Origin of the sequence: Aestuariicoccus sp. MJ-SS9 (assembly GCF_032586235.1) — a bacterium.
GTDB lineage: Bacteria > Pseudomonadota > Alphaproteobacteria > Rhodobacterales > Rhodobacteraceae > Aestuariicoccus.
Genome location: NZ_JAWHTD010000003.1, coordinates 1 through 18240, shown reverse-complemented (window position 1 = coordinate 18240; position 18240 = coordinate 1). Strand labels below are relative to the sequence as shown.

Below are 18240 nucleotides of genomic sequence, written 5' to 3'. Positions count from 1 at the left end.
CGGGCGCGCGTCACAAGTCAGGCCGCGTTGGTGTTGGCCGGTTTCGGCTTGGCCGCCGCGGGCTTGGGGCCGGGCGCATTGGCGTCGATGAAATCGAGCACCAGCGGGCGGATGTTGTTGCGCCAGCTCTTGCCGGCGAAGATGCCGTAATGCCCGGCGCCGGGTTCAACGTGGCTCGCCTTCATCTCGTCTGGCAGACCGGTGCAGAGACCCAGCGCCGCGACGCATTGCCCGGGGGCCGAGATGTCGTCGTCGGCCCCTTCGACCGATTTCACGGCGACGCGGGTGATCTTGCCCATGTCGACCTTGTGCCCGGCGACGACGAATTCGTTCTTGGCGATCTCGCGCCGCTTGAAGATGCGGTCGACCGTCGAAAGGTAGAATTCGGCCGGCATGTCCATGACCGCCAGATATTCGTCATAGAACCGGTTGTGCGCGTCGTGGTCCGACGCCTCGCCCCGGCTGACGCTGACGATCTGGTCGTTGAAGGCCTTGGAATGGCGTTCGGCGTTCATCGACACGAACGAGGCCAGCTGCAGCATCCCCGGATAGACCATCCGCCCCACGCCCGGATACTTGAATCCGACCCGTTGAATCATCGTTTCCTCGAGCTGGCCCATGGTCACGCGCCGGCCAAAGTCGGTCACGTCGGTCGGCGTGGCGTCGGGGTCGATCGGGCCACCGATCAGCGTCAGGGTGCGCGGCTGCGCATCCGGGTCGAGCTCGGCCAGATAGGCCGTCGCGGCCAGCGTCAGCGGCGCGGGCTGACACACCGCGACCACGTTGGTGTCGGGCCCCAGATGGCGCATGAAATCCATCAGGTAGAGCGTGTAATCCTCGATATCGAACTTGCCTGCGCTGACCGGAATATCGCGCGCATTGTGCCAGTCGGTAACGTAGACCTCGCAATTCACCAGCAGCGACTTTACTGTCGAACGCAGCAGCGTCGCGTAATGCCCCGACATCGGTGCGACCAGCAGGATCTTGCGTGGCTGCTCTTCACGGCCGGAGACGTTGAAATGGATAAGATCGCCGAAAGGCTTTTCGACAACGGTCTGGATATCGACCAGATGGTCCTTGCCGTCTTCGCAGGTGAAGGTGCGGATGCCCCAGTCGGGCTTGACCACCATGCGTTTGAACGTGCGTTCCGTGACCTCGCCCCAGGCCGCCATCCACTGGAAGGCCGGGTTGGGAATCATCGACCAGGCCGGGTAAGAGGCCATCGTACGCGCGGTCGCCCCCAGCCATTGGTTGGTGTTCCGCATCGTTTCCATCAGGTCGTATGTCGCCATATAACGCATAGCGTACTCCTTTCCCCGGGCAAACCGGGCCAATTCGTCGCTTTGCCCCCCGACCGGAGCGACGTTATTCTGCACAGCAGCGAGAATAGGGTGGAACGAGAGAGATGACAACAAACGACGTCGCCGAAACTGAAAACCAGGCCCGGCTGGAGGCAAATCTGGCACGCGTCGAAGAGCTGTCGCAGCGTCTGGTGCAGGCCTTGACGCAGAAAAAGACGACCAACCCGGCGCTGCACGGCCCCGACCACACGCTTTATGCGAAGGCCGCGCAGGCCTACTGGGCCGAGATGATGCAGAATCCTGCCAAAATTCTCGAGCATCAGATCGAGTACTGGGGCAAGTCCGTCACGCATTTCGTCGAGGCGCAGCAGGCGCTTGCCAAGGGCAAGCTGCAGCCGCCCGAGGATACCGGCCCCAAGGACCGGCGCTTTCAGAACCCGCTGTGGGACGAGCATCCGTATTTCAACTTCGTCAAGCAGCAGTATCTGATCAGCTCCGAGGCGATCAAGGAAGCGGTCAACAAGATCGAGGACCTGGACGAGAAGGAAAAGCGCCGCCTGCGGTACTTTGCCCATCAGGTCGTCGACATGTTCGCGCCGACGAACTTTCTGGCCACCAACCCCGACGCGCTGATGAAGGCCGTCGAGACCGACGGCGAGAGCCTGGTCAAGGGGATGGAGAACCTCGTCGCCGATCTGGAGGCCAACAACGGCGAGCTGGTCGTGCGGCTGGCCGACGACAAGGCCTTCGAGATCGGCGAGAACATCGCCACCGCGCCGGGCGAGGTCGTCTATCGCAACCGGATGATGGAGCTGATCCAGTATCACCCCACGACCGAAAAGGTGCACGAGACACCGATCATCCTGTTCCCGCCGTGGATCAACAAGTTCTACATCCTCGATCTGAAACCGGAAAACAGCTTCATCCGCTGGGTGCTGGATCAGGGCTACACGCTCTTCGTGGTCAGTTGGATCAACCCGGACGAGGCGTATCGCGACGTCGGGCTCGAGGAATATATCGAAGAGGGCTACCTGACCGCGCTCGACGAGGTGAAGTCGATCTGCAAGGTCGATAAGGTCAACGCCATCGGCTATTGCATCGCGGGCACGACGCTGTCGCTGACGCTGGCGCTGCTGAAGGCGCGCGGCGACAAGTCGATCAAATCCGCCACCTTCTTTACCACTCTGACCGATTTCAGCGATCAGGGCGAATTCACTCCCTTCCTTCAGGACGATTTCATCGACGGGATCGAGGAAGAGGTGAACGAAAAGCACATGCTGCCCAGCTTCCTGATGGCGCGGACGTTTTCGTTCCTGCGGTCCAACGACCTGATCTACGGGCCTGCCATCAAGAGCTACATGATGGGCGAAACGCCGCCCGCGTTCGATCTGCTATACTGGAACGGGGACGGGGCGAACCTGCCTGCCAGGATGGCCATTCAGTATCTGCGCGACCTCTGCCAGTCCAACAGGTTCGCCGAAGAGGGGATCGAGTTCTTTGGCGAGACGCTCAAGCTGTCGGATGTGGACGTGCCGCTGATGTCGATCGCCGCCGAGACCGACCACATCGCGGCCTGGAAGGATTGTTATCGCGGCGTTCAGATGATGGGGTCCAAGAACAAGACCTTCGTGCTGTCGGAATCCGGCCACATCGCCGGCATTGTGAACCCGCCCAGCAAGAAGAAATACGGCCACTACCTGAACGACGATCTGTCGCTCGCCCCCGACGACTGGCAGGCCGGGGCCAGCTATACCGAAGGCTCGTGGTGGCCCACCTGGGAAGCCTGGATCAAAAAGCGTTCCGGCAAGAAAGTCGACGCCCGCGAGCCCGGAGATTCGGCCCATCCCCCCCTCGCACCGGCCCCCGGCACCTATGTGCGGGTCAAGGCGGCCAAGCAAAATCAGTGAGTTAAGTCCCTTTCGGACATTTTTGCCGCGGCGCAGCATTTTCCCTTGAAATGCTGCGCTGCAGCGTGCATATTGTCGTCAGAACAACACAACGCGGGACGCTCCCGCGAAGCACCCGAAAGGAACTTGAAATGGCAAAGACCCAAGATTTCACCGCAGTCATGAAAGACATGATGGGCGCATTCCCCGTGGACACCAAAGCCATGGACGACGCGTTCAAGACCACTGCAACGCTGAACGAAAAGCTGAGCCACGTTGCTCTCGAAGCGGCTGAAAAGTCGACCGAGATCTCGGCCAAGTGGACCAAAGACACGCTCGCCAAGATCGCCGACATGTCGAAAGCAAAGGCAGACCCGGCCGACTACGCCAAGGCGATGACCGACTTCGCATCGGCTCAGGCCGAAGTGGCAGCCGAAAACATGGCCGCCTTCGCCGAAATCGCCAAGAAGGTTCAGATGGACACCGTCGAACTGATGATGGCAGCCGGCAAGGACATGTCCGAAGACGCGACCGCAGCCGTCAAGAAGGCAACCGCCGACGTGACCACGGCCGCCAAGAAAGCCGCAACCGCCAAGTAAGGCGGCTGGCTTCTGGCCAACCGATACGGATTTGCGCGCTCTCCTCCCAAACTGGCGCAACCGCTAGGCGGGTTCTTCGGAACCCGCCTTTTTCTTTTGCGCAGGTCAGTTCTGCGGACAAGGCCACTACGGTTCCCGGCATCGCGAAGAGTCGGCAACCATCATGACCCATGTTAAGTTCGCGACAGAATGGCGGGCTGGAGAAAAGCATGAGGATCGCGGTGATGGGGGCAGGTGCTCTCGGAGGTTACTTCGGCGGGCGTCTGGCCGCTGCGGGTAACGATGTGGCTTTGATCGCTCGCGGGCCACATCTTGCGGCGATCCGCGAGCGGGGATTGAAGATACGAAGCCCGCGTGGCGACCTGCACCTGCCCGAGATGGCAGCGACCGACGATCCGGCCACGGTCGGGCCGGTCGATGTGATCCTGTTCATGGTCAAGAACTACGACGTCGAAAGCGGGGCGCGGGCGATTGCGCCGATGCTTGGGGCGGAAACGATGGTGATCACCTGCCAGAACGGGGTCAGCGCCCATCAACGACTGGGCGCTGTTATTGGGGCCGGGCGCGTCGTTCCGGGTGTGGCGCGCATCCCGGCCGATGTGCCAGAGCCCGGTGTCATCAACCACTCGGCCATGTGGGACGGTCTTTCGTTCGGCGAAACGGACGGCCGGGTGACATCCAGGATCGTACGGTTCCGCGATGCGCTGCGCGAGGCGGGGGCGACGGCTGTGGTCCCTGAGAACATTCTTCACGACCTTTGGCAGAAGTTCATCTCGCAGGCCGCGCTCGCCGGCCTGACGACGCTGACGCGGCTCGACATCGGTCCGCTGCGTAGCAATCCGGACAGCCAGGCGCTGTTCCTTGCCGCGATGCACGAAACCGAACGGGTCGGCCGTGCCGTAGTGCCGGACCTTCCGGAGGGGATGGTCGAGATCGCCTGGAAGAACCTCGACAACCTGCCCGACACGATGCATGCCTCAATGCTCGACGACCTGAACGCCGGTAAGCGGCTCGAGGTCGACTACCTGAGCGGGGACGTGGTGCGTCTGGGGCGCGAGCACGGGGTTCCGACCCCGATCCACGAGGTGTTCCGCGCAGCACTCCAACCCTTCAAGAACGGGTGTCCTGGAACGGCTTCCTCGATTGCGATCTAGTCCAGTCCCACGGCCATGGCCCCCATAGCGCCGCGCGCCCCAGTGATGCCTCAGAATTTGGTGAACCGTGCGTCGGGCCACATTGTCCCGTGCCGCACCCTCAGGCTTTTCTTTTTTGCAGCGACAGCATAAGCTTTGCTGCACCGCTGCATTCTTGGGAGGGAACCCGTGGCTGAGACCGAGAAACCCCTGCTGATCAAGCGCTACGCCAGCCGCCGGCTCTACAACACCGAAACCAGCGATTACGTCACGCTGGAGGATATCTCGGGGTTCATCCGCGACGGGCGCGAGGTCAAGATCGTCGATCTGAAATCCGGCGACGACCTGACCCGCCAGTATCTGCTGCAGATCGTCGCCGATCACGAAAGCCGCGGCGAATCGGTGCTGCCGATCAACGTGCTTACAGATCTGGTGCGCAGCTATACCACCCAGGCCACCAGCGTGGTGCCGCAGTTCCTCGCCGCCAGTTTCGAGATGTTCCGCGACGGCCAGTCGAAATGGGTCGAGAACATGAACCAGATCAACCCGATGGCCAAGATCCCCGGGTTCGAGGCGATGCAGGCCCAGCAAGAGGCCTTTCTCAAGGCGATGACCGCCGCGATGCCGGGCAAGACCTCCGCCCCCGACGCCGAGGGCGGCGAGGGCGAGGATCTCGATGCGATCAAGAAACAGCTGGCCGAACTTCAGACCAAGCTGAACAAGATGGGCAAATAACCCGGCTAGACGCCGATCCGGTCGCGCATCGCGTACCAGCTCATCGCCAGCGCCAGCAGAGGCGTGCGCAGCGCCGCACCTCCGGGGAAGGGCGTGGCCGGGATCGCCGCCATCGTGTCGAACCCCTCCGACCGGCCGCGGATCGCCTCGGCCATCAGCTTGCCCGCCTGCACCGCATTGCCCACGCCGTGACCGGAATAGCCCGAGGCGCTCAGGATGTTGGCCGCGGGCCGGGTGAGGTAGGGCATCCGCTTCATCGTAATCGCCAGCGTGCCGCCCCAGGCATAGTCCAGCGCCACATCACGCAGCGCCGGAAAGACCGTCAGCAGGGGTTTCGACACGACCGCGCGGATGTCGCGCGGAAAGCGGTAGCCATAGCTCTCGCCGCCGCCGAACAGCAGGCGCTTGTCATGGCTGAGGCGAAAGTAATTCACCACGAACCGCGAATCCGCCACCGCGACGTCGCGGGTCAGCACCTCTGCCGCGCGCGTGCCCAGCGGCTCGGTGGCGACGATGAAATTGTTGATCGGCATGACGCGCGCCGCCACCCGGCGGTTCAGCCCGCCCAGATAGCCGTTGCAGGCCAGGATCAGATGGTCCGCGCGCACCCGCCCCGCATCGGTGCGTATGACGATCTCGCGGCCCTCTTCGATGTGATGCACATGCGCCCGCTCGTGAATACGCGCCCCGGCCGCCGCAGCCGCCCGCGCCAGCCCCAGCGCCAGGCGCAGCGGATGCAGATGCGCCGCCCCCATGTCCAGGATCCCGCCCCGGTAATCCGGCGATGGGCAGAGCGCGTGAAAGGCCTCGCGGTCCAGAACCTCGATCGCCTCATAGCCGTACCGCTCGCGCAGGTGATCCGCGTAGTCGTGCAGCTCCCGGACCTCGGCCTGGCTCGACCCGGCCCAGGCCACGCCATCCTTCAGCTCACACGCGATACCGTGCCGCTCGATCAGCCCGCGCACCAGCGCCTTGGCGTCGTCGCCCATCTGCCAAAGCCGCCGCGCCGCCTCCGGCCCGGCCATCCTCTCCAGCGCCATCTGGTCGACCCGCTGGCCCGACCCCAGCTGCCCGCCGTTGCGCCCCGATGCGCCAAAGCCCACCCGATGCGCCTCGAGCAGCACAACGTCCACGCCCGCCTCCGCCAGATGCAGCGCCGCCGACAGCCCGGTGTAGCCGCCTCCGACGATGCACACATCCGCCCGCGTCTCTCCGCCGAGCGGCGGAAAAGGGGCCAGCGGCTCGGCAGTCGCCGCATACCAGCTGTCGGGATACTCCCCCCGCCGGTCATTGGAAAACAAAAGGTCCAATGAGGCCCCCATGTTTCATTGATCCATAAATATCCCGGGGGGTCCGGGGGGCTGGCCCCCCGGCGCCCGCCAGAAGGCTCAGACGTTCAACAAAAGATGCTCCCGCTCCCAGGGCGAGATCACCGACAGGAATTCTTCGTATTCGGTGCGTTTCACGATCGAATAGACCCGGGCGAAGTCCGGCCCCAGCAGCTCGTGCAACGGCGCCGCCGCGTCGAAAAGATCGAGCGCCTGGCCCAGCACCCGCGGGATATCGCCTTCGCCCTCATAGGCATCGCCGCGGAACTGCCTGGACGGGCGGCGTTCCTCCATCAGCCCCAGATAGCCGCAGGCCAGCGACGCCGCGATCCCCAGATAGGGGTTGCAATCCATCCCCGCCAGCCGGTTCTCGACCCTTCGGCTTTCGGGGCCGGACAGCGGGATGCGGATGCCCGTGGTGCGGTTGTCGCGGCCCCACTCCAGATTGATGGGGGCTGCGTGATCCTTGACGTAGCGCCGGTAGCTGTTGACGTAGGGCGCCAGCATGGCGATCACCGAGGGAAGATGCGTCTGCAGCCCGCCGATGAAGTGAAAGAACGCATCCGTCTCGCCGCCCTGCGGCCCCGAGAAGATGTTGCGCCCGGTCTCAAGATCCAGCACCGAATGGTGGATATGCATCGCGCTGCCGGGCTCGTCGGCAATGGGCTTGGCCATGAAGGTGGCAAAGCAATCGTGCCGCAGCGCCGCCTCGCGGATCAGCCGCTTGAAATAGAACACCTCGTCGGCCAGTTTCACCGGGTCGCCGTGGCGCAGGTTGATCTCCAGCTGCCCTGCGCCGCCTTCCTGTGTGATGCCATCGATCTCGAAGCCCTGGGCTTCGGCGAAATCGTAGATGTCGTCGATCACGGGGCCGAATTCGTCCACGGCGGTCATCGAATAGGCCTGCCGCGCGGCGGCGGGCCGGCCCGAGCGGCCCATCATCGGCTCGATATCCTTGGCCGGGTCGATGTTGCGTGCGACCAGAAAGAACTCCATCTCCGGCGCCACGACCGGCTTCCAGCCTTGCGCGTGGTAAAGCTCGCATACCCGTTTCAGCACGTTGCGCGGCGCGTAAGGCACGGGCCGGCCCTTGCGGTCGTAGGCGTCGTGGATCACCTGCAGCGTCCAGTCGCCGGTCCAGGGCGCGGCCGTCGCCGTGCTCATGTCCGGCTTCAGCTGCATGTCGCGCTCTATGAATCCTTCGTCTTCGTCCGCGGCCTCGCCCCAATCGCCGGTGATGGTCTGAAAGAAGATCGAATCGGGCAGGTAGAAATACTGCTGCCGCGCGAATTTCGACGCAGGCACCGCCTTGCCGCGCGCGATGCCCGGCAGGTCCGAGATGATGCATTCCACCTCGTCGAGCCGCCGGTTTTCCAGAAACGCCAGCGCCGGGGCCGGCAGGTTGCTCATCCAGTCGTCGCTCATGCGATGCGCCTTTCGGTAAAGAACCGCGCGAACATCGCGGCCAGCTTTTCGCTGTCTGTGGGCGTGTCCAGCGCGCGCAGCGCCGCTTGCCGCTGCTCTTCGGGCACGACGCCGGGGGCGCGCACCTCCAGCAAGCCTTCGATATAGGTCCGGTCGATCTCCGGATGTGGCTGAATGGTGAAGATCCGGTCGTCGTAAAGCAAGGCCGCATTGGCGCAGAAATCGGTCGAGGACACAACCTCCGCGCCCGTGGGCAGCTCGACCACCTGGTCCTGATGCCAGGCATTGAGCGTCACCTGCCCGCCGTTAATCGGATAGCTGACCGCGCCAACCGACCAGCCGCCCTTGAATTTCTCGACCCGTCCGCCAAGCGCCTGCGCGATGATCTGATGCCCAAAGCACACTCCGATCATCGGCAGCCGCGCAGCATGGATGTCGCGGATCAGGGCCTCCAGCGGCGGGATCCAGTCGTGATCCTCGTAGGCGCCGAATTTCGAGCCGGTGATCAGCCAGCCTTCGGCCGCGTCGGGGCCAGCGGGGAAGACCCCGTCGCACACCGCGTAATTGTCAAAACTCAGACCGCGCCCCGAAAGGAACCGCGCGAAGATCTCGGGGTAGTCGCCGTTTATGGGGACAAGCGTCTCCGCCACATGGCCGGTCTGCAGGATCCCGATTTTCATGGTTCACCAGATGGTTGATATGGGGTGTAGGTATGAGGACAGGGCGGGGCGGACAAGGGTGTCACACCGTGTCGAGATAGATTTCCACCTGCTCGGGGGGCTCCAGCTCGGCCATGTAGAAGACCTCTTGCCGTTTGGTCAGCACCAGGTTGCGGATCAGCTCGTCGGGGAAGAGGCGCGCCACGATGGCGCTCTGCTCAAAGGCATCGATGGCCGTGCTCCACGACGCCGGAATGCGCGGCAGGTCCAGCGCATAGGCGTTGCCGGTGATCGGTTCGGGCGGCTCGGCCTTGTCCTCGATCCCGTTCAGCGCCGCGCCCAGAATGGCTGCCAGCATCAGATAGGGGTTCACGTCGCCGCCTGCGACGCGGTGCTCGATCCGACGCGCGGCTGGGTTGCCGCTGGGCACCCGGATCGCCGCCGTGCGGTTCTCGTAGGCCCAGCAGATGCCGGTGGGCGCGTGGCTTTCGGGCACCAGCCGGTCGTAGGAATTGAGATGCGGGGCGAAGATCAGCGCGCTGTCGTACATCGCCTCGATACAGCCGCCGACCGCGTGGCGCAGCGCATCCGTCCCGCGCGGCCCGCCATCGTCGAAGATGTTGCGGCCCTCGGAATCCAGCACGGAAAAATGCGTGTGCAGCCCCGATCCCGGATAATCCTGATAGGGCTTGGCCATGAACGAGGCGGCAAAGCCATGCCGCCGCGCCAGCCCCTTGACCAGCATCTTGAACAGCCAGGCATCGTCAGCCGCGCGCAGGGCGTCGTCCTGATGCATCAGGTTGATCTCGAACTGGCCCAGCCCGGCCTCGGAAATGGCGGTGTCGGCGGGGATGTCCATCGCCTCGCAGGCGTCGTAGAGATCGGTGAAGAACGTGTCGAAGGCATCCAGCGCCCGGATCGACATGACCTCGGCGGCCTTGCGCCGCTTGTGGCTGCGCGGGCTGATCGGCACCTGAAGGTTCTTGCCGCTGTCGTCGATCAGAAAGAACTCCAGCTCGACCGCGACCACCGGGGTCAGACCGGCGTTCCTGTAGCGCGCGACAACCTGGCGCAGCGCATGGCGCGGGTCGCCGTCATAGGGGCGGCCATCGTCGCGGAACATCCAGATCGGCAGCAGCGCCGTCGGCGCCTCGAGCCAGGGCATCGGCACGAATCCCCGGTCGGTGGGCCGCAGCACGCCGTCGCGGTCGCCGCTGTCGAAGACCAGCGGGCTGTCGTCGATATCCTCGCCCCAGATGTCGAGGTTCATCACCGACAGCGGAAAACGGGTGCCGTCCTCGACCACCTTGTCGGCAAAGCGCGCGGGCACCCTCTTGCCGCGCGGCTGACCGTTGAGGTCGGCGGCGGCGACGCGGATCGTGCGCACCTGCGGGTTCTTGCGCAGCCAGTTCTTGGTGGCGGAATTCATCGGGGGCCTCGGCCGGATAATTTGATCAAATTATGGATAGCGGGCCGGACGGGGGGCTTGCAAGCGGAAAGGTGGGCCGCCCGCGCGCGGCCCAGCCCTATCAGCGCAGAAGGTTGGGACGAAAGCGCAGACGCGCCCGCGCCTCTTGCGGCAGATGCCGGTTAAGCCGTCTGTTGACCAACCCGAAAAGCGCCAGGATCACCAGCGTCAGCAGGATGAAAAAACCCGCGAGGATGGGGTAGGGCACGAAGGGGTTAAAGGTCTTGTCGGCGAAGTAATTCGCGTAATAGAGCGCGTCGCCTCGCTGCTGCAGGGCGGGGAACCCGCTGAAATAGACCAGCGTCGTGGCGTGAAAGAGAAAGATCGCCTCGTTGGTATAGGCCGGCCAGGCCAGCCGCAGCATCGTCGGCCAGACGATCCGCCGGAACCGCGGCCAGCCGGTCAGCCCATAAGCGTCCGCCGCCTCGATATCGCCCTTGGGCACCGACAGAAGCGCGCCGTAGAAAATCTCGCCGGAATAGGCGGCGGTGTTCAGGAACAGCACCACCAGCGCCCCCAGCCAGGCCGAGGTGAAAACGTCAAAGACCGGCGACACCGACTTGAGCGACAGGAACAGGAAATAGGCAAAGAAGAACTGGATAAAGAGCGGCGAGCCGCGGAAGATGAAGATGAACCATTCGCTGAGCTTGCGCAGCCCGCGATGCGACGACGCCTTGCCAAGCGCCACCGCCGTGGCCAGGAAAAAGCCCGTCATCAGCGCCAGCACGCCGAAATAAACGTTCCAGATCATGCCCGAGCCGATCAGGACCACCTGCTGGCAAAGCGTGAAATCCTCGCGCGGCAACAGCCGCTCGCCGATCCCCAGCGAGCGCAGTCCGTAATCCGCAAGAGTCTCCCAACAGCTCAAATCAGGTCCCTATCTTCTTCTTGGCAAAAATACTCCGGGGGTCGCCATTGGCGCGCCATTGGTCCGAGCGACAATGGCGACGGCGGAGCCCCAGTCCCCACTCTGGTCCGCGCACCAATCCGCGATCCGAACCCGCAATCATGCCGCTTTCCTCTGCGCTTCGCCCGCCACGGTGGCCTGACCATGGGTCAGGCGCGCCATGATCCGGTCCAGCACCACCTCCGAGACCTTGGTGAACAGCAGGTAGAACACCAAAAGCGCCAGAAAGTACCACATCCGCCAGTCGCCATGCGGGTAATCTGTGAAGCGCGCGGTCTTGGTGCCGCCCAGCTCGCGCGCCCAATAGACGATGTCCTCGACCCCCAGCAGAAACAGCAGCGGCGTGGCCTTGATCAGCACCATCCAGAGGTTCGAAAGCCCGGGCAGCGCAAAGACCCACATCTGCGGCACGAGAATGCGCCAGAAGGTCTGGCGCGGGGTCATGCCATAGGCCTCGGCGGTTTCCAGCTGCGCGCGCGGCACCGCGCGCATGGCGCCGAACAGCACGTTGGCGGCGAAGGCGCCAAAGACGATGGCAAAGGTCAGCACCGCCAGCGAAAAGCCGTAGGTTTCATGCACCCATTGCGGCGCGTTGCCCAGCGGCAGCTTGGCGGCGTCGCAGACCACGAAATCGTTGCCCTGCCGGATCGGCTGATCCCAGTCGGGGCATTTCACCTTGTGGCGCATCCATTCGAAAGCCTGGTCCAGCGCGATCACGAAGAACAGGAAAAACGCGATATCCGGCACGCCGCGCACGATGGCGATGTAGGCCTTGCCGATCCAGCGCAGCGGCGCGATGCGCCCGCGCGCCAAGGCCGCCCCGCCGAAACCAAAGGCCAGCGCCAGCGGCGCGGTGATGGCCAGCAGCAGCAGCACCGTGCCCACCGACCAGTAAAGCGCCATGTGCTTGCCGGTCGTCAGGTAACACAGCATCCACTGAAATGTGGCGAGCGTGTCGGGATCTGAGCAAAAGCTGAAAATTGCGCGGCTCCGGGCGGGTGTCGGCGGGGACGTTGGTCATTGTGAACGGGGGCCGGTGGACCGGCCCCCGCACAGAATCAGAAGTTGGACGACACTTCCCACTTGGTGATCAGCGCGTTCAGGCTGCCGTCGGCCTTCATCGACTCGATCGCCGCGTCGAACTTGGCGCGCAGTTCGGCGTCGCTTTCGCGGATGCCCATGCCCACGCCGCCGCCCAGCGGCACGTCGGGGCCGACGAACATCAGGCCCGGGTCTTCGTCGACGATCGCGCTGAGGAACGACTTGTCGGCCAGCACCGCGTCCGCCTCGCCGTTGCGCACGGCCGAGATGGTTTCCTCGGGCGTGGCGAATTCCATCAGCGTGGCGCTGCCGCTTGCGGCGATATAGCCGGCCTGCAGCGTGCCGGTCTGCGCGGCGATCACGCCGTTCTCGACGTCAATGCCTTCGGCGGCGCCGACGTAGGCCGAGGGATCGGGCGGCGTGTAAGCCTGGGTGAAGTCGATGACCTCGTCGCGCTCGTCGGTGATCGACATGCCCGCGATGATCACATCGTAGTTGCCGCTGACGAGGTTCGGAATGATCGAATCCCAGTCGTTGGTCACCCATTCGCAGTTCAGCTCGGCGCGCGCGCACAGCTCGTCGCCCAGCTCGCGCTCGAACCCGTCCACTTCGCCCGCGTCGTTGAGGAAGTTCCACGGAGGGTAGGCGCCCTCGGTGCCCATGCGGATGACGGCGTGGCTTGCCGCCATCGCCATCGAGGCGGAGACGGCGAACGCCGCCGTGGCGAGAAGGATTTTCTTCATTTTTGTGGTTCTCCCTGAAGTTGCGACGGGCCGGGCCCGCCTTAGACGTGAACGGTCGACCGCAGGAACCCCTGCAACCGTTCGGATTTCGGTGCGCCGAAGAGCGTCTTGGGTGGCCCCTCCTCTTCGATCAGCCCCTTGTGCAGGAACACGACGTGATCGCTGACATCGGCGGCCAGCTTCATGTCGTGGGTGACGATCAGCATTGTCCGGCCCTCGATCGCCAGGTCCTTGATAACCTTTATCACTTCCTGCTCCAGCTCGGGATCGAGCGCGCTGGTGGGTTCGTCGAAAAGCAGCGCCTCGGGCTCCATGCAGAGCGCGCGGGCGATCGCGGCGCGCTGTTGCTGCCCGCCCGAAAGCTGCGCGGGGTAGACATCGCATTTGTCACCGATGCCCACCTTGTCGAGATAGCCGCGCGCGGCCTGCTCTACCTCGGCCTGATCGCGGCCCAGCACGGTGACCGGGGCCTCCATGACGTTTTGCAGGATCGTCAGGTGCGACCAGAGGTTGAACTGCTGAAACACCATCGACAGATTGGTGCGAATGCGCAGCACCTGCTTGGCGTCGCCCGGACGGCGGGTCATGCCTTCGCCGCGCCAGGCCACGGGCTCGCCCTTGAACAGGATATCGCCCTGCTGGCTGTCCTCGAGCAGGTTGGCGCAGCGCAGCAGCGTGGACTTTCCCGAACCGGACGAGCCGATCAGCGACACCACGTCGCCGCGGCGGGCGGTGATGTCGACGCCCTTGAGCACTTCGAGCGCGCCGTAGCACTTGTGCAGATTGCGGATGGCGATGACCGGAGTGTCGGAAGTCACTGGCAACTCTTTTTCGATGCGGCTGGGCGGCAGAATGGGGCGAATACCGTGGTCAATGCAACGTGCAAAAGGGCGGAAATCGACCTGAAGTTGCGATATTGACCAAAGGTTAGGCCGTTTCGGCGGTGACGGGCGGGGGCAAAGGCATCTCCAGATAGCGCGCCTCGGGCAGGACGCAGAGCCCCGACAGGCCGCCAAGCGCCGCCCGCGACGCGTCCGGCAGGCTGCGAATCGCGTCGCCGAGCGCCTCGCGCAGGGCCGGCGCCTGGCCGGGCTGGCCGGTGATCAGCGGCAGACCCGGGGTCGGAGCGGTTTCGTGAACCACCTCCAGGCGGGCCGCGACCGAATCGAAACGCTCGATCAGGCGCCAGGTCACCGCGTCGATAAAGGCGAGATCCGCGCGGTTCTCGGCCACCGCCCGGGCCGAGGCCGCGTGCGCGCCGCTGTGCAGTCTCGACCGGGGCAGGGGCAGGTTGCGCGCCGCGAAGGCCTCGACGGCGGCGGCCCAGCCCGACTGGCTGTCGCCGCCATTATAGGCCAGCCGCAGTTCGTCCCAGCCGCGCCGGTCGCCGCGCCGCATCACCGCAACCGACCGGTAATATCCCGGCGGGCTGCCCGGCAGCGCGAAATCCGGCGTCGCCACATAGCGCACCCGCCCGCGCAGGGCGCTGCGGAAGGGCAGGCCGCAGGTCTGCGACACCAGCAAATCCGGCGATGTCCAGTGACCCGCAAGGTCGCCCAGAGCCTCGGGTGGCAAAAGCTTTTGCGGCCAGCCCGCGCGCTCCGCAGAGGCGCGGGTCCAGAGGGCTTGCCAGGCGTCGGCGGTCTCGGCCCGCCAGTACATCGGCAGGCTGGCGATCATCCCCGCGCCGCGACCCGCTGGCGGGCCAGGGCGCTGTCACGATCGTTGATCCCCAGCAGGTTGGACACCAGCCGCAGCAGCGCGTCTTCCTCGGCCTCGCGCACGTCGTCGGCCAGCACCACCTGCCAGAGCGCCTCGATCACGCCGATGCGGTCCTCGTAGGCGACCGCGTCCTTGATCGCGCGGGTAAAGCGGACGGTATCGGGGGCCTCGGCCTCAAGCGCCTCGGCGTCCCGGCGCAGCGCCTGCGCCTCGGTGTCGCTCAGCCCATAGCGGGCGGCGGCGATACGGTCGATGCGCGCGGCCTCTTCGGGGTCGTAATGGCCGTCGGTGCGCGCCACGCGCACCAGCAGCGCGGTCATGGCCAGACGCGCGTCGTCATCGGGCAGGGGGGCGGGATCGGGCTGCGTGAGCCGTTTGATGAATTCTCCGAACATGCGTCTGCATATAATTGTTTTCGGCAGCCCGGCAATGCGGGCCTATTGCCCCATCGCCGCCCGGCGCGCGGTCTCCTGATCCTCGGGGGTGATGCCCAGCTGGGTTTCGATCAGCTCGACCAGCTCGGTTTCGCGCGCATCCGCGATCCCGTCCGCCAGCGCCACCCGCCAGAGCGCATCGGCCTTTTCCAGCCGGTGTTCGTAGGACACGCCTTCGCGGACCTTGGCGGCCAGATCGGCCTGCTTCGGCAGCTCGAAGGCCAGCCGTTCGCAGGTGGCGCGCATCTTCGCCGCCTCGAGCGGTGTCAGATCGTAGGCCGCGGCCAGGATACGGTCGATTTGTTTCACCTCTTCAAAGAGATAGCTGTCGTCGACCAGGGCCACCCGCACCAGGATCGTCCCCAGCGCCAGCCGCGCGTCGGGCTCGGGCAGCGGGGTCGCTGGCGGGGCCTTGCGGTGAAAGAATGACTTGAGGCGTTCGAACATCTGGTGACCCCTGTTCCGATGGACACAGAATAGAGGCTCCGGCGGCAGGCGATAGGGGGAATTTCACCGTTGAACGGTCACCCGGCGCCGCGCGGCTGCGGCAAGGCGCCCATCAGTTCGTCGAACTCGAACCGCAGGTTGTCGATGCCGATCCCTTCGGGGTCGTCGTTTTCGATCAGCAGGCCGGCGATGTCGGGGATCCTGCCGCGCCGCTCAAAGGTGTAGGTGGCCTCGCTCAGCTCGGACAGGGCCAGCCGGTGCAGGACGCCGCCCGCGCGGTTCAGAAACGTGACCACGGCGCTGCCCCGCTCGCCGCCCACGATGTCGAAGGCCAGCGCAGGCTGGTCGCGGTCGAAGAGCACGGCGATGGTGCCCTCGCCCACCGCGTCGGGGTTCGGAAAGCCACGGGGCCCGTGCCCGTGCAGAATGTTGGTGCCGTAAAGCCGCATCGCGCCCAGGTTGTGCCCCTTGCCGCCCGCCATCAGCGCCAGCGGCTGCGTCGGCGTGCCGTTGGCGCGGTCGAAGGTGCCGACCGTCTCAAGCACCTGCCCGCTGAAATACCGCCCGAACCGCGCGCCGCTCTCGTCGACGATCCCGTCCAGCTCGCGCCCCACGCCCAAGCCCGAGGGCAGGGCGTCGAAGGTGATGTCACGGGTGAACCGCAGGCTGTCCTGCGGCACCTCGCAGACCGGGGCGTCGCAGGCCAGGGCCTGCTGGGTCATCAGAAGAAAGGCGAAAAGCACACGCATGGGCCGAGTGTACTGCGCAGGGCCCGATTGGCTTAGACAAATTAGTCGAGCGTTTTAAAGACTTTGCCCAGGGTCTCCGATTCGTGATCCAGCCCGTAGGGCGGGTTCACCACGAACAGGCCGCTGCCGGTCATCCGGTGTCCCTCGCGCACCGGGGGGAAGCCGACCTCGTGGCGCAGCGCACCGGGGAAGGCGGCCGTCAGGCGCGCCAGCATGTCTTGATGCGCGCCGGAGGTCAGGATTGGATACCAGAGGCACAGGATCCCGACGTTCCACTTGCGATGGATCTGCTGCAGCGTCTTGGGCAGGCGCGCGTAGTCGTCCTTTACCTCGTAGGAGGGGTCGATCAGCATCAGCCCCCTTCGCGGCGTCGGCGGGCAGAGCGCCTGGGCCATCTCGAACCCGTCCTGCCGGTGGATCTGCACCTTGCGCGGCCAGGGCACTGCGCTCAGTGCGGCGTGCTCGGCCGGGTGCAGCTCGGCCAGGTGCAGGCTGTCGATGTCGCGCAAGAGCGTCGCCGCGATCAGCGGCGAGCCGGGATAGGCCTGCGCGCCATGCGCTATGGCGATGGCGCTCAGCGCGCGGGCATAGGGGTGATCCGGGGCGAAGGCGCCGCGCAGCCGCGCAATCCCCGCCGCCGCCTCTCCGGTCTTGACCGCCTCGGCCCCGCCCAGATCGTAAAGCCCCCGCCCGGCATGGGTCTCGATATAGGTCAGCGGCTTGGGCTTCTGCGTGAGGTAATCCAGCATCCACGCCAAAAGAGCGTGCTTGTGAACGTCCGCAAGGTTCCCGGCGTGATAGGCGTGTTGGTAGGACAGCATGGGGTGGGGGTACGGCGACCTATGGCTTCGCGCAAGGGCCGTTTGCGTGCCCCGTTCGGATTCAAGGCCGCAGGCCGCATGCCGATCGTAGCCAGAGCACGCGTCCCAATCGACCGGGTGCCCTGCGCGGGATCAAGGCGTCGCTCGCGACGCCGCCGCGCATCGCCGGGCCGCCCCCCGGCACGGCGATTTGGTGGGGCCACTTGCGCCGTTCGGAGGTCTTGCGGATGTGGCGGGGATAAAGGGATTTAGACCGACCGTCAGATCGCCGCACCGCGGCCCGATAATGTCCGTTGTCGGTTGCAAAGAGCACTTACTCCAATCGACCGGGTGCCCTGCGCGGAATCAAGGCGTCGCTCGCGACGCCGCCGCGCATCGCCGGGCCGCCCCCCGGCACGGCGATTTGGTGGGGCCAGGTGCGCCGTTCGGAAGTTATGCGGATTTGGCTGGGATAAAGGGCTTTAGAAGAGGCGTTGTATCGCCGCACCGCGGCCCGTCAATGCGCGGCCTCGAGCTGAAACAGGTTTAAGTCGCCTTCGCGGCCACTCCAAACAATTTTTGTTGTTTTAGAATTTTAGACGATTTGGAATGAAATGATCCGTATGTATTCGATGCATTTTGCGCGAAACTTCGTGCGTTAGCGCTTGTATTAGTTCCGACGTTCACAATATTGTTAATTATTGGTGGAATTTACGAGGGCGCAAAATGAAAAGTCTAACAACGGTCTTTGCGATTATGCTTTCCATGGGCGTTGTTGCAGAACTAGGGCTTGAGGCGTGATTGCCCCTTTCCCCGCTGAGATCATGCCACGCGGATGATCTCGGCGGTGCCGAGGGCATTGA

The 18240-nt window shown here is 64.8% G+C and carries 18 protein-coding genes; 4 read left to right on the top strand and 14 right to left on the bottom strand.

What is annotated here, in order from left to right; translation table 11 throughout:
• Positions 1-17 precede the first annotated feature (17 nt).
• Complete coding sequence (gene phaZ, locus RXV88_RS03060; protein ID WP_316290629.1) at positions 18-1301, bottom strand: polyhydroxyalkanoate depolymerase; 1284 nt, start codon at positions 1299-1301, stop codon at positions 18-20.
• A 104-nt stretch (positions 1302-1405) separates the two neighbouring features.
• Here phaZ and RXV88_RS03055 point away from each other — a divergent pair, with 104 nt between their 5' ends.
• The 4 genes from RXV88_RS03055 (at position 1406) to phaR (ending at position 5654) form a co-directional block, all read left to right on the top strand.
• Positions 1406-3208: a class I poly(R)-hydroxyalkanoic acid synthase gene (locus RXV88_RS03055; protein ID WP_316290628.1), complete on the top strand. Its 1803-nt coding sequence runs from the start codon at positions 1406-1408 to the stop codon at positions 3206-3208.
• A gap of 131 nt (positions 3209-3339) precedes the next feature.
• Positions 3340-3786, top strand: a complete 447-nt coding sequence (locus RXV88_RS03050) for a phasin family protein (RefSeq protein WP_316290834.1) — start codon at positions 3340-3342, stop codon at positions 3784-3786.
• A gap of 209 nt (positions 3787-3995) precedes the next feature.
• Positions 3996-4940, top strand: coding sequence for a ketopantoate reductase family protein (locus tag RXV88_RS03045; RefSeq protein WP_316290627.1), 945 nt, complete (start codon positions 3996-3998; stop codon positions 4938-4940).
• A 168-nt stretch (positions 4941-5108) separates the two neighbouring features.
• Complete coding sequence (gene phaR, locus RXV88_RS03040) at positions 5109-5654, top strand: polyhydroxyalkanoate synthesis repressor PhaR (protein WP_316290626.1); 546 nt, start codon at positions 5109-5111, stop codon at positions 5652-5654.
• Between the two features lie 5 nt (positions 5655-5659).
• Here the strand turns inward: phaR and RXV88_RS03035 are convergent, their stop codons facing one another.
• The 13 genes from RXV88_RS03035 to RXV88_RS02975 all read right to left on the bottom strand — a co-directional run bounded on the left by RXV88_RS03035 (position 5660) and on the right by RXV88_RS02975 (position 17398).
• The gene (locus RXV88_RS03035; RefSeq protein ID WP_316290833.1) at positions 5660-6964 is read right to left on the bottom strand and encodes an FAD-binding oxidoreductase; all 1305 of its coding nucleotides are present in this window, start codon (positions 6962-6964) and stop codon (positions 5660-5662) included.
• 78 nt (positions 6965-7042) lie between these two features.
• Positions 7043-8407: a glutamine synthetase family protein gene (locus RXV88_RS03030; protein ID WP_316290625.1), complete on the bottom strand. Its 1365-nt coding sequence runs from the start codon at positions 8405-8407 to the stop codon at positions 7043-7045.
• Positions 8404-9087 (bottom strand): type 1 glutamine amidotransferase, encoded by a 684-nt coding sequence (locus RXV88_RS03025; protein ID WP_316290624.1) that lies wholly within the window; start codon positions 9085-9087, stop codon positions 8404-8406. The genes RXV88_RS03030 and RXV88_RS03025 overlap by 4 nt, the downstream gene beginning before the upstream one ends.
• Positions 9088-9148: 61 nt before the next feature.
• Positions 9149-10495 carry a glutamine synthetase family protein gene (locus RXV88_RS03020; RefSeq protein WP_316290623.1) on the bottom strand — a complete coding sequence of 449 codons (1347 nt, stop codon included), beginning with the start codon at positions 10493-10495 and terminating at the stop codon, positions 9149-9151.
• Positions 10496-10595: 100 nt separating this feature from the next.
• Complete coding sequence (locus tag RXV88_RS03015; RefSeq protein WP_316290622.1) at positions 10596-11402, bottom strand: ABC transporter permease subunit; 807 nt, start codon at positions 11400-11402, stop codon at positions 10596-10598.
• 138 nt (positions 11403-11540) lie between these two features.
• A complete protein-coding gene (locus tag RXV88_RS03010) occupies positions 11541-12422 on the bottom strand; it encodes an ABC transporter permease (protein WP_316290832.1) in 882 nt (293 codons plus the stop codon).
• A 77-nt stretch (positions 12423-12499) separates the two neighbouring features.
• Complete coding sequence (locus RXV88_RS03005; RefSeq protein ID WP_316290621.1) at positions 12500-13225, bottom strand: transporter substrate-binding domain-containing protein; 726 nt, start codon at positions 13223-13225, stop codon at positions 12500-12502.
• Positions 13226-13266: 41 nt separating this feature from the next.
• Positions 13267-14043 (bottom strand): ABC transporter ATP-binding protein, encoded by a 777-nt coding sequence (locus RXV88_RS03000; RefSeq protein WP_316290620.1) that lies wholly within the window; start codon positions 14041-14043, stop codon positions 13267-13269.
• Between the two features lie 109 nt (positions 14044-14152).
• Positions 14153-14905 carry a PhnD/SsuA/transferrin family substrate-binding protein gene (locus tag RXV88_RS02995; RefSeq protein WP_316290619.1) on the bottom strand — a complete coding sequence of 251 codons (753 nt, stop codon included), beginning with the start codon at positions 14903-14905 and terminating at the stop codon, positions 14153-14155.
• Positions 14902-15342 (bottom strand): TerB family tellurite resistance protein, encoded by a 441-nt coding sequence (locus RXV88_RS02990; RefSeq protein WP_316290617.1) that lies wholly within the window; start codon positions 15340-15342, stop codon positions 14902-14904. The genes RXV88_RS02995 and RXV88_RS02990 overlap by 4 nt, the downstream gene beginning before the upstream one ends.
• A 42-nt stretch (positions 15343-15384) precedes the next feature.
• The gene (locus RXV88_RS02985) at positions 15385-15828 is read right to left on the bottom strand and encodes a TerB family tellurite resistance protein (RefSeq protein ID WP_316290615.1); all 444 of its coding nucleotides are present in this window, start codon (positions 15826-15828) and stop codon (positions 15385-15387) included.
• A 77-nt stretch (positions 15829-15905) separates the two neighbouring features.
• Positions 15906-16577, bottom strand: a complete 672-nt coding sequence (locus tag RXV88_RS02980) for a hypothetical protein (protein ID WP_316290612.1) — start codon at positions 16575-16577, stop codon at positions 15906-15908.
• Between the two features lie 41 nt (positions 16578-16618).
• Complete coding sequence (locus RXV88_RS02975) at positions 16619-17398, bottom strand: 23S rRNA (adenine(2030)-N(6))-methyltransferase RlmJ (protein WP_316290610.1); 780 nt, start codon at positions 17396-17398, stop codon at positions 16619-16621.
• Positions 17399-18240 lie beyond the last annotated feature (842 nt).